Source organism: Nocardioides sp. CPCC 205120, assembly GCF_048654585.1.
GTDB lineage: Bacteria > Actinomycetota > Actinomycetes > Propionibacteriales > Nocardioidaceae > Nocardioides.
Genome location: NZ_JBMCYY010000003.1, coordinates 486310 through 502277 on the forward strand (window position 1 = coordinate 486310; position 15968 = coordinate 502277).

The following is a 15968-nucleotide window of genomic DNA, read 5'->3' on the forward strand; positions in this document are numbered from 1 at the left end:
CTCGCAGACCGCCGAACCACCGTGGAAGGTGCCCAGTGACCAGCCTCGACAAGCCCCGGGACGACACCGCGGGCCGCCCGCCCGTCCTCGAGGTCACCGACCTGACCGTCGAGTTCTTCGTCGACGACCAGTGGATCCCGGCCGCCCAGGACGTCTCCTACTCGGTGGCGCCGGGCGAGGTGCTGGCGATCGTCGGCGAGTCCGGGTCGGGCAAGACCCAGTCGTCGATGTCCCTGCTCGGCCTGCTCCCGCCGAACGGCCGGGCCCGGGGGAGCGCGAAGCTCAACGGGCGCGAGGTGCTCGGCCTGCGCGGCGGGGCCCAGCGCAAGGTGCGCGGCAAGGAGATCGCCGTGATCTTCCAGGAGCCGATGACCGCGCTGAACCCCGTCTACCCGATCGGCTTCCAGATCGTGGAGGCACTGCGCTCGCACTTCTCGATGTCGCCGGCGGCCGCGCGGGAGCGCGCGCTCGAGCTGCTGCGGCTCGTCGAGATCCCCGAGCCCGAGCGCCGCTTCGACGCGTTCCCCCACCAGCTCTCCGGCGGCCAGCGCCAGCGCGCGATGATCGCGCAGGCGCTGTCGTGCGAGCCCACGCTGCTGGTCGCGGACGAGCCGACGACGGCCCTCGACGTGACGGTGCAGGCGGAGATCCTCAAGCTGATCACCGACCTGAAGGACCGCATCGACTCGGGCATCGTGATCATCACCCACGACATGGGCGTGGTCGCCGACATGGCCGACCGGATGATCGTCATGAAGGACGGCCGTGTCGTCGAGCGCGGCGCGACCACCGACGTGTTCACGCGCCCGCAGCACCCCTACACCCAGCAGCTGCTCGCGGCGGTGCCCCACTTCGGGCGGCACACGAGCACCGTCGTCAACGAGAAGGACCGCACCGTCGTCGACGGCGTGGCCCTCGGCGGCCCGGTCCTCGAGCTGGAGGACCTCGTGCTGGAGTACCCGAAGCGGGGCTCGCAGCCGGTCTTCCGTGCGGTCGACGGCGTCTCGTTCACCATCGCCAAGGGCGAGGTCGTCGGCCTCGTCGGCGAGTCGGGCTCGGGCAAGACGACGATCGGGCGGGCGGCCGTCGGCCTGCTGCCGGTCGCGGGCGGCAGCCTGCGCGTCGACGGGGTGGACATGGCCAGCGCCCGCAAGCGCGACCTGGCGGACCTGCGCCGCCGCGTCGGCATCGTCTTCCAGGACCCGGGGTCGTCGCTCAATCCGCGCATCCCCGTGGGGGAGTCGATCGGCGAGCCGCTGCGCCTCCACACCGGCGTGCGGGGCACCGAGCTCAGCCGCCGGGTCGAGGCGCTGCTGGACCAGGTGCACCTCCCGCGGGCCATGCGCAACCGCTACCCGCACGAGCTGTCGGGCGGGCAGCGCCAGCGCGTGGGCATCGCCCGCGCCCTGGCGCTCGAGCCGCAGCTGCTGGTGGCCGACGAGCCCACCTCGGCGCTCGACGTCTCGGTGCAGGCCCGCGTGCTCGACCTGTTCCAGGAGCTGCAGCGCGAGTACGGGTTCGGGTGCCTCTTCATCAGCCACGACCTCGCCGTCGTGGAGATGCTGGCCTCGCGGATCGCCGTGATGCACCACGGCCGGCTCGTCGAGCTCGGCACGAGCGCGCAGATCTGCACCCAGCCGCGGGAGGCCTACACGCAGCGGCTGGTCGCCGCCGTACCCGTGCCGGACCCCGAGGAGCAGCGTGCCCGGCGCGAGCGCCGCGACGCCCTGCTCGAGGCGCAGGAGCCGGCCAGCTGACCTCGGCGCGAGCGGCCGGCCGACGCGGTCCGGGAGCCGCACGGGGCGATTTCCCCGCGGGTCCCGGGTCTGGCATCATGGCCGGTCGAGTCGTGCGGCTCGCGGACCCTCTCACCCGCGTGCCGACCGCCCATCGGGGCAGGAGAACGGGTCCCCACCCCGGAACCGAGCCCCATCCACACTGATTTTCGAGGAGACACCACCCACCGTGGCCGTCAAGATCCGTTTGAAGCGCCTGGGCAAGATCCGGGTCCCGCAGTACCGCATCGTCGTCGTCGACTCGCGCAAGAAGCGCGACGGCAAGGTGATCGAGGAGATCGGCAAGTACCACCCCAAGGAGGAGCCCTCGTTCATCGAGGTCACCACCGAGCGGGCGCAGTACTGGCTGGGCGTCGGCGCGCAGCCGTCGGAGGCCGTCGAGGCCATCCTCAAGATCACCGGCGACTGGCAGAAGTTCAAGGGCCTCCCGGGCGAGGAGGGCACGCTGAAGGTCGCGGCCCCCAAGGCCGACAAGCTCGAGGTCTTCAACCAGGCCCTCAAGGACGCGCAGAGCGAGCCCAAGGGTGACGCGGTGACCAAGAAGTCGGCCAAGAAGTCGGCCGACAAGCCGGCCGAGGCGGCGGAGACGCCCGCCGAGGAGTCGACCGAGAAGCCCGCCGAGGCGCCCGCCGCCGACGCGCAGGCCGAGACCGCCGAGGCCTGATCGCGATGCTGGCCGATGCGCTCGAGCACCTGGTGCGCGGGGTGGTCGCCCACCCCGACGACGTGTCCGTGCAGGACAAGCAGCTGCGCCGTGGCTCGGTCCTCGAGGTGCGCGTGCACCCCGAGGACCTGGGCAAGGTGATCGGCCGCAACGGCCGCACCGCCACGGCGTTCCGCACCGTGGTCGGCGCCCTCGCCGGCCGCGGTGGTGCGCGCATCGACTTCGTGGACGTGGACCGACGCCGCTGAGCGTCCCCACCTCGCCCCGACGGGCGTCGTCCTCCGGCTCCGGCCGGGGAGCGGCGCCCGTCGTGCGTTTCGCGGGCGGGTGCGGCGCGCCGTACCCTCACCCCTCGTGAGCAGCAGCGTGGAGGTCCTCGTCGGGCGGGTCGGCAAGCCCCACGGCATCCGTGGCGACGTCACCGTCGACGTCCGCACCGACGAGCCCGACCGCCGCTTCGCCCCGGGCGCCCGCCTCCGCGTGGAGGCCCCGCGCGGCACGACCGCCCCGGTCGCCGAGCTCGAGGTCGCGAGCACCAAGTGGCACCAGGGCGTGCTGCTGGTGCGCTTCACCGGCGTCGCCGACCGCACGCAGGCCGAGGCCCTGCGCGGTCTCCTCATGCACGTCACCCTCGACGAGGACGAGCAGCCCGAGGACCCCGAGGAGTTCTACGACCACCAACTGGTGGGCCTCGCGGTGCACGATCTCGCTGGGGAGCGCATCGGCGAGGTGACGCAGGTGCTGCACGGAGCAGCGCAGGACATCCTCGGCGTGCGCACGCCCGACGGCCGCGACGCCCTCGTCCCCTTCGTCGCCGCGCTGGTGCCGGAGGTCGACCTCGCCGCCGGCCGGGTGGTCGTCGCCGACCGTCCCGGGCTCGTCGCGCCGTTCCCCGACGAGGACGAGGCCTGAGACGTGCGGATCGACGTCGTCTCGATCTTCCCCGACTACCTGCGCGCGCTCGACCTGTCGCTGCCGGGCCGGGCGCAGCGCAGCGGCCTGCTGGACCTGCGCGTGCACGACCTGCGTGACTGGACCCACGACCGCCACCGCACGGTCGACGACACCCCGTACGGCGGGGGTGCGGGCATGGTGATGCGGCCCGAGCCGTGGGGCGAGGCGCTCGACGACCTCGACGTGGCCGGGGCGACGCTGCTGGTGCCGACGCCGTCCGGCGAGGTGTTCCGCCAGTCGGTGGCGGCCGAGCTGGCCGGCCTCGACCGGATCGTCATCGCCTGCGGGCGCTACGAGGGCATCGACGCCCGCGTCGTGGCGCACGCCGCGGCCGCGGGCGCGCAGGTGCGCGAGGTGTCGCTGGGCGACTACGTGCTCAACGGCGGCGAGGTGGCCGCCCTGGCCGTCGTGGAGGCCGTGGTGCGGCTGCTCCCGGGCTTCATGGGCAACCCCGACTCGCTCGTCGAGGAGTCGCACGGCGACGCGGGGCTCCTGGAGTACCCCGTCTACACCAAGCCCGCCAGCTGGCGGGGCTACGACGTGCCCCCCGTCCTGCTCAGCGGCGACCACGCGGCCATCGCCCGCTGGCGGCGCGCGGAGGCCGAGCGTCGCACGGCCGAGCGCCGTCCCGACCTCCTCGCCCCCTCTGCCGTCGCGTTGGACGGCGACGAGCTGCCGGTCGTGCCGGCGACCCCGGCCGACGCGGGCGAGCTGTGGACGCTGACGCGCGCCTGCTGGCTGGGCGAGCTGCAGGACAACCCGGGGGTGCACATCCCCGCGGTCACCGAGTCGCTCGACGAGGTGCTCGCCTCGCTGGGGGAGTGGCACACCGTCGTGGTGCGCGCGGCGGGCCGTCTCGTCGGCTCCGTGCGCGGTCGGCGCGAGGGCGACGCCTGGCACCTGGGCCGGCTGATGGTCGCCCCCGACCTCGCGGGACGCGGCCTCGGCCGCCGCCTCCTGGGGTACGCCGAGCAGCTGGCGGCGCCGCTGGTCGCCTCCGGCGAGGTGACGACGTACCGGCTGCAGACCGGGGCCGGGAGCGAGCGGAACCTGCGGATGTACCGCCGCGCCGGCTACCGAGCGGTGGGCCCCGGCGACCCCGGCGCCGTGCTGCTGGAGAAGCGCGCCACCCGCGCCTGAGCGGTTCCTGAGACCCCGGTGACGGGCGTGTGTCCTCGGATGTCACACACCCGGCGAGGGTGTTACGCCGCGGAAACATCCGCGCGGCCTCGGCGCAACACGACCTCGGAAGCATCACGCAGCGTCGTGCTGGCGGCAACGGTGCCCGCCCGCCCGCTCTCTCCCGAGACAGAACAACGAGGTAGTGATGTCGACCGAACTCGCGTGGACCCTGATCTGTACGGCCCTGGTGCTCTTCATGACCCCCGGGCTCGCGTTCTTCTACGGCGGCCTGGTGAAGGCCAAGAGCGTCGTCTCCATGATGATGCTCAGCTTCGGCGCGATGGGCGTCGTGTGGGTCCTGTGGATCCTCGTCGGTGCGAGCGGCATCGGCGCCATCGGTGACGGCGGCCTCGCCAAGTTCTTCGGCAACCCGTTCCAGGACGTCGGCCTGCTGGACGCGACGAAGGCCACGGACGCCACGCTCGCGTCGGCGGCCTTCGGCGGCACCTTCGCGGTCATCACGATCGCGCTGATCTCCGGCGCCATCGCCGACCGCGCCCGCTTCTGGCCCTGGATGATCTTCGCCGGGCTCTTCGCGGTGTTCGCCTACTTCCCGGTCCAGGCCTGGGTCTTCAACGCCGACAACGGCTGGATCTACAACTTCGGCGAGACCGGCACCCTCGACTGGGCCGGCGGCACCGCGGTCCACCAGAACGCCGGCGCCGCCGCCCTGGCCCTCGCGCTCGTGCTCGGCCGCCGCAAGGTGGGCTTCACCAAGGAGGAGGCCGTGCCGCACAACGTGCCCCTCGTGCTCATCGGCGCCGCGATCCTCTGGTTCGGCTGGTTCGGCTTCAACGCGGGCGTCTTCGGCGCCGACGAGGGCCAGACGAGCCTCATCATCCTCAACACCATCGCCGCCCCGGCCGCCGCCATGATCGGCTTCATCGTGGTCGAGCAGTTCCGCGACGGGAAGTCGACCGCGGTCGGCGCCGCCTCGGGCATCGTGGCCGGCCTCGTCGCCATCACCCCGGCCTGCGCCCACATCACCCCCGTCTGGGCCATGGTGCTCGGCCTCGTCGCCGGTGCGGTCTGTGCCTTCGCGATCGACCTGAAGTACAAGCTCGGCTTCGACGACAGCCTCGACGTGGTCGGCCTCCACCTCGTCGCCGGCTTCATCGGGTGCATCTGGCTCGGGTTCTTCTCCTTCGAGCCGGAGACCGGTCTGTTCTACGGCGGCAACATCGACCAGCTCGTCGCACAGCTCGTCTCCTCGGTCGCCGTCATCGCCTACTCGTTCGTGGTCGCCTTCGTCATCGGGATCCTCATCGAGAAGACGATCGGCTTCCGGGTCAAGGAGGAGGACGAGGTCGCCGGCGTCGACCTGCAGCACGGTGAGGCGTACGCGTTCGACTGACGCCCCCAGCTCGACGGCCGCGGTGGGGCGCGGTCGTCGACCACCCGAGGAGGCCCGTCCCGGATTCGCCCGGGGCGGGCCTCCTGTGCGAACATGCCTGGTCGCGACGCGCGGACGCTTCTGCCACAGGGGAACCGTCGACCGCCGTCGCACCCATTCGGAACCGACCCACCGCGGCTGACCTGTGGCACTCGCGAGGAGATCATCATGACCAACGTCATCAGCCAGCTCGAGCTGGCCGCCAAGCGCGACGACATCCCGGCCTTCCGCGCCGGTGACACCGTCAAGGTCCACGTCAAGGTCGTCGAGGGCAACCGCTCCCGCGTCCAGGTGTTCCAGGGTGTCGTCATCCGCGTGCAGGGCTCCGGCATCGGCCGCACGTTCACCGTCCGCAAGGTCTCCTTCGGCGTCGGCGTCGAGCGCACCTTCCCGCTGCACTCCCCGATCTTCGAGAAGATCGAGGTCGTGACCCGCGGTGACGTGCGTCGCGCGAAGCTCTACTACCTGCGCAACCTCCGCGGCAAGGCCGCCAAGATCAAGGAGCGCCGCGACGCCTGAGGCGACCGGCCACCGCCCCTCGCCGAGGGGCGCCCCACGGGTGGCTAGTCTCCTCCCGTGACGTCCGACGACCGCGAGTCCGCCGCCCCTCTCGACGAGGGGCCGGGCCCGCGGTCGTCGTCGTTCCAGGCCCCTGCGCGTGCCGCCGACGCCGAGGCCCCCGCGTCGTCGTCCGTGGCCTCCGGGAGCGACGACACCGCCGGGAGTGCCGGTGCCACCGGGGCCACCGCGGCCGCGGGCGGCCGCACGGCTCGCCGGAAGCGCAAGCAGATGCCGCTGTGGCAGGAGACGGCGCTGCTCCTCGTCATCGCGCTGGTGCTCGCCTACGTCATCAAGGCGTTCTTCCTCCAGGCGTTCTACATCCCGTCGGTGTCCATGGTCCCCGGCCTCCAGGTCGACGACCGGATCGTCGTGCAGAAGGTCTCCTACTGGGGCGGCAACGGCCCGCAGCGCGGGGACGTCGTCGTCTTCGAGGACCCGGGGGAGTGGCTGGGCCCGACCGCGTCGGGAGGCCCGGCCAACCCCGCCGCGCAGGTCCTGGCCCGCATCGGGCTCTACCCCAGCGGCGGCCACCTGGTGAAGCGCGTCATCGGTCTCGAGGGTGACGTCGTCGCGTGCTGCGACGAGCAGGGCCGGATCACGGTGAACGGCCAGCCGCTGGACGAGCCCTACCTGGCCGAGGGCCTGCAGTGCAACGGACCCGAGCTCGACGCGGAGGTCTGCACCCGCGTCGCGGCGGGGGAGGTGGGCTGGGAGACCGGTCCGATCCCCGAGGGCCACATGTTCGTCATGGGCGACAACCGCGCCCAGTCGGAGGACTCGGCGGCCCGGCTGTGCCCGCCCAACGACACCAACGCCTGCTCGCCGACGCGCGCCTTCGTCGACACCGACCTGGTCGTCGGCAAGGTGCTCGCGGTGGTGTGGCCGCGCGACCACTGGGACCGCCTGACCCGGCCCGAGACGTTCACGTCGGTCCCCGACCCCGACTGACCGGGGGCGGTGGGCGAGGCGTGACGCAGCTCCCCAGGGGCTCGACCGTCCGGCGCGACGCGGGCCTGTACGGCTACGAGCGCGCGCTGCGGCGCGTCGGGCTCGAGCACGTGGCCGGCACCGACGAGGCCGGGCGCGGGGCCTGTGCCGGCCCCCTCGTCGCGGCCGCCGCGATCCTGCCGGCGGGGCGGGCGGGCGTCGTACCGGGCCTGGCGGACTCGAAGCTGCTGACGGCCCGGGCCCGCGAGCGGGCGTACGACGAGGTCGTGCGCCGCTCGCTGGCCTGGTCGGTCGTCGTGGTCGACGCGGCCGAGTGCGACCGCCTCGGCATGCACGTCGCCAACGTCCAGGCGCTGCGCCGGGCGGTGGCGCGCCTGGGGGTGCGTCCGTCGTACGTGCTGAGCGACGGGTTCCCCGTCGACGGCCTGCCGGCGCCGGGCCTCGCGGTCTGGAAGGGCGACCGGGTCGCGGCCTGCGTCGCCGCCGCCTCGGTGCTGGCGAAGGTGACCCGCGACCGCCTGATGCTGGGGATGCACGAGCGGTGGCCGGAGTACCGCTTCGACGTGCACAAGGGCTACATCACCGACCTGCACACCGAACGCCTCGAGACCCACGGCCCGTCGCCGGTGCACCGGATGCGGTTCGTCAACGTCCGCCGTGCCGCCGGCCTCGAACCGTCGCTAGGCTCGCCGGGGGCGGCGCCGCCCGACGACGGGGACCCCGCCGTACCCGGGGGCGCGGAGCCCGCCGTGCCCGCCGAGCAGGAGGAGTCGCCATGAGCACCGAGGACCTCGAGCGCTACGAGGCCGAGATGGAGCTCACGCTCTACCGCGAGTACCGCGACGTGGTGAAGATCTTCAAGTACGTCGTGGAGACCGACCGCCGGTTCTACCTGTGCAACAAGGTGGACGTGCGGGCGCGCAGCGAGCACGGCGAGGTGTTCTTCGACGTCACGATGACCGACGCGTGGGTGTGGGACATGTACCGCCCCGCGCGCTTCGCGAAGAACGTGAAGGTGCTGACGTTCAAGGACGTCAACGTCGAGGAGCTGGCGGCCAGCGACCTCGAGCCGCCCAAGGGCTGAGACCGCGACGGGGGAACTCGAGGATCCCGGGGGTTCGGCGGCCAAACGCCGGACAGGCGGGCGCACGGGGACCTAACCTTCCGCCAGGAGGGGAGACGTGCGTCCCCGGATCGAGGCGGAGTCACATGGGTGGATCGACGGGCGCGACGCGCCGGCGGGACGGTCGCACCGGCCGCGACCAGCGGGGCGCCGCCGCCGTGGAGCTCGCGCTCGTGCTGCCCATCCTGCTGCTGCTGGTGTTCGGGATCATCGCCTACGGCTACATGCTCAGCTTCCGCGGGTCGATGAGCCAGGCGGCGGCCGAGGGGGCGCGCGAGGCCGCGGTCAACGTCAACGCGGCGGACCGTGAGACCGCGGCGATGCGGGCGGTCGACGACGCCCTCCGTGCGTACGGCGTGTCCTGCGGCGACCCGGGCATGTCCTGCGACTACCGGCTCGTCGAGGCCACCGCCGACTGCGCCACCCAGTGCGCGGTCGTCGACCTGTCCTACGACTACGACGCCCACCCGCTCATCCCGCTGCCGTTCGTCGACGCGGTCATGCCCGACACCATCTCGTACGGCGCGTCGGCCAGGACCAGCTGATGGCCCGCGGGGGGCAGCACGACCAGCGGGGCGCCGTCGCCGTCGTCGTCGCCGGCATGATGGTGCTGTTCCTCCTCCTCGGGGCGATGGCGGTCGACCTCGGGATGCAGCGCGTCGCCCGTCGCGATGCCCAGGCCGTCGCCGACCTCGTGTCGCTCGACATGGCCCGCCAGCTCGACGGCCAGGTCAAGGGTGCCTACGCCGTGGCCGCCCTCGACCGGGCGTTCGCCGAGAGCCTGCGCCGCAACGCCGACGGTCTCGGGGCGCGGCCCGAGGACTTCAGCTACGAGCTGGGGCGGGTCGGCCCGGGCGGTGCGTTCGAGTCGATCGCGGCCGACGTCGCGCCCGACGCCGTGGCGGTGACGACGACGGGGTCCGTGGACCGGTTGTTCGCCGTCGGCACCGGCGAGGTGTCGCGGCGGGCCGTGGCGACCGCCGACCAGTCGGCGTGCTTCCGGGTCGGGTCCTACCTGGCCTCGCTCGACACCGCCGACAGCGCGCTGCTCAACCCGATCCTGTCGGCGCTGCTGGGGAGCACCGTCAGTCTCGACGCGGTGTCGTACCGGGGACTGGCCGGCGCCAGCGTCTCGCTGCTCGAGCTGGTGGACGTGGGCGGCCTGCGGGTCGGCAGCGTCAGCGAGCTGCTCGCCCTGCCGGCGCTGTCGGTCGCCGACCTGTTCGTGGCGTCCGCCAACGTGCTGGACGCCCAGGGCAACGCGGCCCAGGCCGACGTCCTGAGGATGCTCGCGCTCGGCGTGGGGACACCCACCATCGCCGTCGCCGACCTCGTCAACGCGGCCCCGGGCAACCAGGCGGCCCTGACCGCGGGGCTCAACGTGCTGGAGCTCGTGAGCGGGACCGCCTACCTCGTCAACGCGGGCAACACGGTCGCCGTCGAGGGGTTGAGCATCGGCCTGCCGTCGGTCGCCACGACCTCGACCACCCTGACCGTGGTCGAGCCCCCGCAGCCGGCGTGCGCCCGGGTGGGCGAGTCGGTCGAGGCGTCGACGGCCCAGGTGCGACTGGACCTCTCGGCACGGGTGGAGGGCCGCTCCCTCGCCGTGCCGCTGGTCGGGACGGTGGCACTGGCCCCCACGGAGGTCCGCCTCGCGCTCGACCTCGGCAAGGCGGTGGCGCAGCTGCGCGGGGTCCGCTGCGGCCCCTCCGGTCCGGAGGCGCTGACCGTGGCGCTGCGCTCCGCGGTGATCGGCGACGTCGAGGTCGCGGCGTCGACGCGGGTGACGGCGCGGATCGACCCGGTCGGCGGCCTCCTGACCGGGGTCGGTGGGCTCCTGCGGAGCCTCCTCGGCATCGACCTGCTCGGCGGGTCGCGCGCGCCCTACCTCACCCTCGACGCCGGGCTGGCCATCGGCGCAGGGGCGAACGCGACCGGCTTCGACCGATCGGTCACGCTGCCGTTGCCCGGCAGCTACGACGTGCCGGTGGGGAGCGGGTCGGGTCGGCTGCTGACGGTGCCGACCGCACGGACGACCGGCTCCGTCGGGCTCGTCCTCAACTACTACGACCCCGGGTTGCTGGGCATCGGGGGCTCGTGGAAGAAGCGGGACGTGCTGCCCACCGGCGCGACCGCGGCGCTGTTCGCGGACGTCCTCGACCCGGTGCTCGACCTGGTGCTCGCCCAGGTGGCGGCGCCGGTCGTCGCGGCGCTCGAGACGGCCGTGGCGGCGCCGCTGTCCGACCTGCTCGGGCTCGAGCTGGGCGGCGCGCGCGTCTTCGCCCTGCGCGAGCCGGGCTGCGGCACGCCGCGCCTGCAGCAGTAGCCCGCGCTCCGTCCACAGGCCGCCGGTCGCGGAGGTGCGCCGCGCGCCCCCATGACCGACGCTCGTGGGGTGAGGTCGTCATGAGCGCACCGCGGGGGAGCCGCCACCTCGGCCTGGGCCGCTACGGCGAGGACGTGGCGGCGCGCCACCTCGTCGACGCCGGCATGGTGCTGCTGGACCGCAACTGGCGCTGCGAGCTGGGCGAGATCGACCTGGTGCTGCGCGACGGCGCCGTCCTCGTCGTCTGCGAGGTGAAGACGCGCTCGTCGAGCGCCTACGGCTCGCCGTTCGAGGCCGTCACCGCGACCAAGCTGCACCGTCTGCGGCGCCTCGGCGCACGGTGGGTGGCCGAGCACGACGTGCGCGCCCGGCACGTCCGCATCGACATGGTCGGCGTGCTCCGCCCGCGCACGGGGCCCGGGTCGGTGGAGCACGTCGCTGGCATCGGCTGAGCCCGCCGCGCCACCGGCCACTTCCCGTCCCCAGCCGCGGCGGTGCCGCGGGTCCTCCACAGGGGCGGGGCACGCCGCACCGCGGGAGGCGGCGCGGGCCCAGGCTCGTGGTCGGAGGTGACCCATGAGTCCTGAACCCACGCCCGCCCCGAGGGCCGACTGATGCCCGTCGCGACGACCCAGACGATCGCCCTGCAGGGAGCCGTCGGGCACCTGATCGACATCCAGGTCGACGTGTCCCCGGGGCTGGTGACCACCGTCCTGGTCGGGCGGCCCGACGCCGCCCTGAGCGAGGCCCGCGACCGGTGCCGGATGGCGGTGTCGAACTCGGGCTTCCAGTGGCCCACGACGCGCCGCACCACGATCCTGCTCTCGCCGGCCGACCTGCCGAAGCGCGGCACGCACTTCGACCTCTCGGTGGTCACATCATGCGATACTTAAGCACATGCGGGCAACTGTGTACTGCCGGATCTCGAAAGATCGCGAGGGCGCGGGCCTCGGGGTCGGCACCCAGGAGTCGGACTGTCGTGCGTTGGCGGCTGAGCTCGGCGCCACGATCGTGTCGGTACGCACCGACAACGACGTGAGCGCCTACAGCGGCAAGCCGCGGCCGGGCTACCAAGCCCTGCTTGCTGACGTCGAGGGTGGCCGGGTCGATGCGGTGCTCGTCTGGCACACCGATCGCCTGCACCGCTCGCCATCCGAGCTCGAGTCCTACATCGCGACCTGTGAGCCCAGAGGAGTGCGGACGTACACAGTGAAGGCGGGGCCCATTGACCTGTCGACCCCCGCCGGCCAGCTCGTGGCCCGCCAGCTCGGGGCTGTCGCTCGCTACGAGATCGACCACGCGCGAGAGCGGATGCACCGCGCCAAGCAGCGCAGCGCCGACTCCGGCCGCTGGAAGGGCGGGCGCCGGCCGTTCGGGTACGAGGCCGACGGCATCACGATCCGCGAGAGCGAGGCCGCCCTCATCCGGGACGCCGCTGACCAGGTACTAGCCGGGGTGGCGATCCGGGCCATTGCGCGCTCCTGGAACGAGTCAGGGTCCACGACTACCACCGGGAAGCCCTGGGAGCTCCACGGGCCACGCAGGGTGCTCCTGCGACCCCGCAACGCAGGCTTGATGGAGCACCGCGGCGAGGTGATCGGCGAGGCGGGCTGGCCGGCCATCCTCGAGGTCGAGAAGTGGCGTGCAGTCGTCCGCCTCCTTGAGGACCCCAGTCGACGCACGAACAACACGAACAGCGCCGTCCGTTGGCTCGGAAGCGGGCTGTTCCGCTGCGGGATCTGTGGTGACGTCGTGCGCGCTGATAAAGCGCGCGAGGGTAAGCAGACCTATCGCTGCAAGACTGGCTCGCATGTGACTCGCGGCCAGAAGGAAGTGGACGACTTCGTGTCCGCCGTCATTGCCGAACGACTGCGCAAGCCCGACCTTGGCGAGTTGCTGGCCGACGGGTCAGGCGCGGGCGTGGATGTCGAGCCGTTGGAACGCCGAGCGGTCGAGCTCGAGACGCGACGACGACAACTCGCGGAGATCTTCGCGGATGGCGGCATCGACCAGGGTCAGCTTGTCGCGGGTACGCGCCGGCTAGACGCCGAGCTAGCCGAAGTCCGGGAGCAGATCGCTGGGGCTTACACGGGCACTGCGTTGGCTGACGTAGCCGGATCGCCAGACCCGGGTGCTAGGTGGCTCTCGTCTGGCCTAGATCTCCAGCGCCTCGTGCTCGATGCGCTCATGACTGTCACGCTGGCGCCATCTGGACGTGGGCGGCCGGCTGGGTGGAAGCCAGGGGAGTCCTACTTCCGTCCAGAGACGGTCGTGATCGAGTGGAAGGGCGACGTATGAGTCGACGTCGGACACCCAAGAAACCGTCTGTACTTGGCGACGCCGTAGTCACCGTGCGCGTCGTATGCACAGGGAAGGGGACCCATCGGGAGGTCAGCTTCGGAACGGTGCAAGTTCTCGACGGCGACCGTCTCGTGGCCGATCGTCTCGAGGCGGAGGAGCACTTTGGAGGCGTCGACCTAGAACACGAGATCACCCTCGTCACGAAGTCCTTCATCTGCCGGCGGTGCACGCCCCAGCGCAACGTCCCCTTGAAACGGGAGACCCTCCGACGATTGGCCATCGGTCTCGCGGCCTCCGACACGCCGCGGTTAGACCTGTCCGCCCTCGACGGAGCTTTCCGCTAGAGTCTCTTAGCAATAGCACTGCCGGTCATGTCGAGCTGGCCGTTCACTCTCTCGACGTAGTGCCTCCCAACGGTGGCAGCGGAATTCTGCTGCCCGGAGGCAAACCGTGGCTTGGACCCACACCCGTTCGCAGATCGCACACGCGAAGCGCCATGACCCCGCCGCTGACGTCACTGAACTGAGGCGCAAGCTCAAGGCAGAACGCCTTGAGGACTACATCAAGAGCGTCGTCAGCGCGGCGCCACCCTTGACGCCTGAGCAGTGTGAGCGTCTCGCGCTCCTGCTCCGACAGGGCGGCGGTGGCGCCCATGCTGCCTGACAACGACAGAGGCCGCCCGGGGGCGAACCGAGCGGCCTCGGATGTCATCACTGACGGCAACGAGACCAGCGTAGCGCTGACCGACGACTGCGTCAGGTGCACGCGCTGCGGACACGCCCTGACCGCACCCAAGTCGGTCGATCTCGAGCTCGGCCCGGTGTGCCGGCGCGTCACCGAGGAGGTGGCGTGATGGGGCTCGACGTCAACGCGGAGCACTTCCGTGCTCGCGTCTTGCAGGACGCCATCAACTACGGCATGGCGGCTACCTGGGAGCGTCGTGCGGCGTTGTTCGAGGCCGCCCTGCCTCGCCCGGGTGACTTCCGCGGCCATCAGCAGACCCGTGAGCGCCAGGCCGAGAAGGTGCGCGAGCTGATCGACATCGTGACGGCCTGTCGTGCTCGCGCCCAGGCCGCTCGGGCTCACGACCGGATCGACGCCGACGTTGCTGCGGTCGTCCCCGAGAAGGGTGTGCAGGCTTCGCACACCCCCGGCGGGGAGGTGGCGGCATGATCACCGGAACCGTCGTGTTGGACCTGGCCGCCGCGAAGCCTGAGCGACGTCGTCACTGCGTTGCTGGCCTCGTCGAGGCGCCCGACGGTGTACGCGTGGTCCTGCGCGTGGGGCGCCTCATGCCGCAGCCGTCGCTCACGTGGCATGTCGCTGCCCACGAGCACCGTTTGGTCGTCGACGTCGAGGGCGAGGTGGCCGCGGTGCGTGAGTGGCTCGCCGCTGTCCGTGAGCACGTGGCGGAGGTGCGCCCATGAGTCGCCGACGCATCACCATCGAGGAGCGAGGCCGCCAAGTCGTCCTACGCGGGTGGAGGGCGGCCGAGCTGGCACGCGAGGCCGGCGCCAAGCCGCTCTTCGTCGGCTCTGTGGGCGGCTGGGTGATCGAGGCCACCCGCCTACCGGACCTCATGGCCATACTCGAACGCCGCGGGATCTCCAGCCACGACGGCGGTGATGCCGCATGACGGCCATCAACTTCGACCCGTGGGGCAAGGAGTCGCAGCCCGACGAGACACCGTTCCGTCGGTCGTGGCGTCCCGTGGACCTGGGCGACGTGCTCGACGGGTCGTGGACGGTGCCGCAACCAACCGTGGGGCGCCGTGCTGACGGTGTCGGGCTCTTCTACCCGGGCAAGACCCACACGGTCGCCAGCGAGTCTGAGGGCGGCAAGACGTGGTTCGCGCTCTCGGCCGTACAAGACGAGCTGATCGCCGGCCGTCACGTCGTCTACCTCGACTTCGAGGACGACGCCGGCCCGCTCGTCGGTCGCCTACTGACCCTCGGCACCGGCCGTGAGGTGATCCGCGAGCAGTTCCACTACGTGCGTCCTGAGGGGCCGATGGGCAGCGGCACGCACGCCGATGACCTGCGGGCGCTCCTGGGTGACGTGAGGCCGTCTCTGGCGGTCCTGGACGGCGTCACCGAGGCGATGACGCTGCACGGGCTCAATCCGCTCGACAACGCCGACGCAGCGAAGTTCGGGCGGATGCTCCCGCGCAAGCTCGCCGAGACCGGGGCAGCGTGCGTCTCTCTCGACCACGTCACCAAGACGGCCGAGAACCGCGGTCGCTACTCCATCGGCGCCGTGCACAAGCTCAACGCCCTCGACGGCGCGGCCTACGTCCTCGAGAACCGCACCGCCTTCGGTGTCGGGATCACGGGCAAGTCGTCAGTGAAGATCGCCAAGGACCGACCGGGGCAGCTTCGCAAGCACGCGCTGACCGCGGCGGCCGGACTGCACTGGTTCGGCGACCTCGTCCTCACCTCGCACAACGAGGACTTCGCCGAGGTCGAGGTGGTGGTGCCTGAGCAGAAGGAAGCGGGGGACTTCCGCCCCACGCACCTCATGGGCTCGATCTGCGAGGCGCTGGCGAAGGCCGGCAAGCCGCTCTCAGGGGCCCAGATCGAGGCGTTGGTGAAGGGCAAGGCCGCGACCATCCGACAGGCTCGTGCGCTGCTCGAGGTGGAGGGCTACATCACCGACAAGACGCCTTTCCAACTCCTCAAGCCGTGGGATGGGGGCGACTCGAATGCATGACTCTCGTCCCC

20 protein-coding genes are annotated in these 15968 nt (G+C 72.0%); all 20 read left to right on the top strand.

The features are described 5' to 3' along the window. Positions 1-35 precede the first annotated feature (35 nt). The 20 genes from ACOACO_RS18305 (at position 36) to ACOACO_RS18400 (ending at position 15957) form a co-directional block, all read left to right on the top strand. Positions 36-1757: an ABC transporter ATP-binding protein gene (locus tag ACOACO_RS18305; RefSeq protein WP_420297718.1), complete on the top strand. Its 1722-nt coding sequence runs from the start codon at positions 36-38 to the stop codon at positions 1755-1757. A gap of 208 nt (positions 1758-1965) precedes the next feature. Continuing rightward, entirely contained in the window at positions 1966-2460 is a 495-nt protein-coding gene (gene rpsP, locus ACOACO_RS18310; RefSeq protein ID WP_420297719.1) for a 30S ribosomal protein S16, read from the top strand. A 5-nt stretch (positions 2461-2465) separates the two neighbouring features. Continuing rightward, positions 2466-2708 carry an RNA-binding protein gene (locus ACOACO_RS18315; protein ID WP_277500316.1) on the top strand — a complete coding sequence of 81 codons (243 nt, stop codon included), beginning with the start codon at positions 2466-2468 and terminating at the stop codon, positions 2706-2708. 106 nt (positions 2709-2814) lie between these two features. After that, entirely contained in the window at positions 2815-3372 is a 558-nt protein-coding gene (gene rimM / locus ACOACO_RS18320) for a ribosome maturation factor RimM (RefSeq protein WP_420297720.1), read from the top strand. Positions 3373-3375: 3 nt separating this feature from the next. After that, the gene (gene trmD, locus ACOACO_RS18325; protein ID WP_420297721.1) at positions 3376-4554 is read left to right on the top strand and encodes a tRNA (guanosine(37)-N1)-methyltransferase TrmD; all 1179 of its coding nucleotides are present in this window, start codon (positions 3376-3378) and stop codon (positions 4552-4554) included. A gap of 187 nt (positions 4555-4741) precedes the next feature. Continuing rightward, entirely contained in the window at positions 4742-5950 is a 1209-nt protein-coding gene (locus ACOACO_RS18330; RefSeq protein ID WP_420297722.1) for an ammonium transporter, read from the top strand. Between the two features lie 207 nt (positions 5951-6157). Then, positions 6158-6508, top strand: coding sequence for a 50S ribosomal protein L19 (gene rplS, locus ACOACO_RS18335; RefSeq protein WP_277500320.1), 351 nt, complete (start codon positions 6158-6160; stop codon positions 6506-6508). Between the two features lie 57 nt (positions 6509-6565). Continuing rightward, entirely contained in the window at positions 6566-7498 is a 933-nt protein-coding gene (gene lepB / locus ACOACO_RS18340; RefSeq protein WP_420297723.1) for a signal peptidase I, read from the top strand. Between the two features lie 20 nt (positions 7499-7518). Then, positions 7519-8277, top strand: coding sequence for a ribonuclease HII (locus ACOACO_RS18345; protein WP_420297724.1), 759 nt, complete (start codon positions 7519-7521; stop codon positions 8275-8277). Next, positions 8274-8582: a DUF2469 domain-containing protein gene (locus tag ACOACO_RS18350; protein ID WP_277500323.1), complete on the top strand. Its 309-nt coding sequence runs from the start codon at positions 8274-8276 to the stop codon at positions 8580-8582. Before ACOACO_RS18345 ends, ACOACO_RS18350 begins: the two co-directional genes overlap by 4 nt. Before the next feature lie 125 nt (positions 8583-8707). Beyond that, the gene (locus tag ACOACO_RS18355) at positions 8708-9166 is read left to right on the top strand and encodes a TadE/TadG family type IV pilus assembly protein (protein ID WP_420297725.1); all 459 of its coding nucleotides are present in this window, start codon (positions 8708-8710) and stop codon (positions 9164-9166) included. Then, positions 9166-10947: a pilus assembly protein TadG-related protein gene (locus tag ACOACO_RS18360; RefSeq protein WP_420297726.1), complete on the top strand. Its 1782-nt coding sequence runs from the start codon at positions 9166-9168 to the stop codon at positions 10945-10947. The genes ACOACO_RS18355 and ACOACO_RS18360 overlap by 1 nt, the downstream gene beginning before the upstream one ends. Before the next feature lie 80 nt (positions 10948-11027). Then, positions 11028-11399 (top strand): YraN family protein, encoded by a 372-nt coding sequence (locus ACOACO_RS18365; RefSeq protein ID WP_420297727.1) that lies wholly within the window; start codon positions 11028-11030, stop codon positions 11397-11399. Positions 11400-11561: 162 nt separating this feature from the next. Further along, entirely contained in the window at positions 11562-11840 is a 279-nt protein-coding gene (locus ACOACO_RS18370) for a magnesium chelatase domain-containing protein (protein WP_420297728.1), read from the top strand. 4 nt (positions 11841-11844) lie between these two features. After that, on the top strand, positions 11845-13245 hold the full coding sequence (locus ACOACO_RS18375) for a recombinase family protein (RefSeq protein ID WP_420297729.1): 1401 nt from the start codon (positions 11845-11847) through the stop codon (positions 13243-13245). A gap of 655 nt (positions 13246-13900) precedes the next feature. Next, positions 13901-14101 (top strand): DUF6011 domain-containing protein, encoded by a 201-nt coding sequence (locus tag ACOACO_RS18380; RefSeq protein ID WP_420297730.1) that lies wholly within the window; start codon positions 13901-13903, stop codon positions 14099-14101. Beyond that, on the top strand, positions 14098-14421 hold the full coding sequence (locus ACOACO_RS18385; protein ID WP_420297731.1) for a hypothetical protein: 324 nt from the start codon (positions 14098-14100) through the stop codon (positions 14419-14421). Before ACOACO_RS18380 ends, ACOACO_RS18385 begins: the two co-directional genes overlap by 4 nt. Further along, positions 14418-14675, top strand: a complete 258-nt coding sequence (locus ACOACO_RS18390) for a hypothetical protein (RefSeq protein ID WP_420297732.1) — start codon at positions 14418-14420, stop codon at positions 14673-14675. Before ACOACO_RS18385 ends, ACOACO_RS18390 begins: the two co-directional genes overlap by 4 nt. Beyond that, entirely contained in the window at positions 14672-14884 is a 213-nt protein-coding gene (locus tag ACOACO_RS18395) for a hypothetical protein (protein WP_420297733.1), read from the top strand. The genes ACOACO_RS18390 and ACOACO_RS18395 overlap by 4 nt, the downstream gene beginning before the upstream one ends. Further along, positions 14881-15957: an AAA family ATPase gene (locus tag ACOACO_RS18400; protein ID WP_420297734.1), complete on the top strand. Its 1077-nt coding sequence runs from the start codon at positions 14881-14883 to the stop codon at positions 15955-15957. Before ACOACO_RS18395 ends, ACOACO_RS18400 begins: the two co-directional genes overlap by 4 nt. The last annotated feature ends 11 nt before the right edge of the window (positions 15958-15968 follow it).

Excerpts from the sequence above, each read along its gene's own strand:
- ACOACO_RS18315 (WP_277500316.1), top strand. The coding sequence starts at position 2,466 with ATGCTGGCCGATGCGCTCGAGCACCTGGTGCGCGGGGTGGTCGCCCAC.
- ACOACO_RS18330 (WP_420297722.1), top strand. The coding sequence starts at position 4,742 with ATGTCGACCGAACTCGCGTGGACCCTGATCTGTACGGCCCTGGTGCTC.
- rplS (WP_277500320.1), top strand. The coding sequence starts at position 6,158 with ATGACCAACGTCATCAGCCAGCTCGAGCTGGCCGCCAAGCGCGACGAC.
- ACOACO_RS18350 (WP_277500323.1), top strand. The coding sequence starts at position 8,274 with ATGAGCACCGAGGACCTCGAGCGCTACGAGGCCGAGATGGAGCTCACG.
- ACOACO_RS18355 (WP_420297725.1), top strand. The coding sequence starts at position 8,708 with ATGGGTGGATCGACGGGCGCGACGCGCCGGCGGGACGGTCGCACCGGC.
- ACOACO_RS18360 (WP_420297726.1), top strand. The coding sequence starts at position 9,166 with ATGGCCCGCGGGGGGCAGCACGACCAGCGGGGCGCCGTCGCCGTCGTC.
- ACOACO_RS18365 (WP_420297727.1), top strand. The coding sequence starts at position 11,028 with ATGAGCGCACCGCGGGGGAGCCGCCACCTCGGCCTGGGCCGCTACGGC.
- ACOACO_RS18370 (WP_420297728.1), top strand. The coding sequence starts at position 11,562 with ATGCCCGTCGCGACGACCCAGACGATCGCCCTGCAGGGAGCCGTCGGG.
- ACOACO_RS18375 (WP_420297729.1), top strand. The coding sequence starts at position 11,845 with ATGCGGGCAACTGTGTACTGCCGGATCTCGAAAGATCGCGAGGGCGCG.
- ACOACO_RS18380 (WP_420297730.1), top strand. The coding sequence starts at position 13,901 with ATGCTGCCTGACAACGACAGAGGCCGCCCGGGGGCGAACCGAGCGGCC.
- ACOACO_RS18390 (WP_420297732.1), top strand. The coding sequence starts at position 14,418 with ATGATCACCGGAACCGTCGTGTTGGACCTGGCCGCCGCGAAGCCTGAG.
- ACOACO_RS18395 (WP_420297733.1), top strand. The coding sequence starts at position 14,672 with ATGAGTCGCCGACGCATCACCATCGAGGAGCGAGGCCGCCAAGTCGTC.
- ACOACO_RS18400 (WP_420297734.1), top strand. The coding sequence starts at position 14,881 with ATGACGGCCATCAACTTCGACCCGTGGGGCAAGGAGTCGCAGCCCGAC.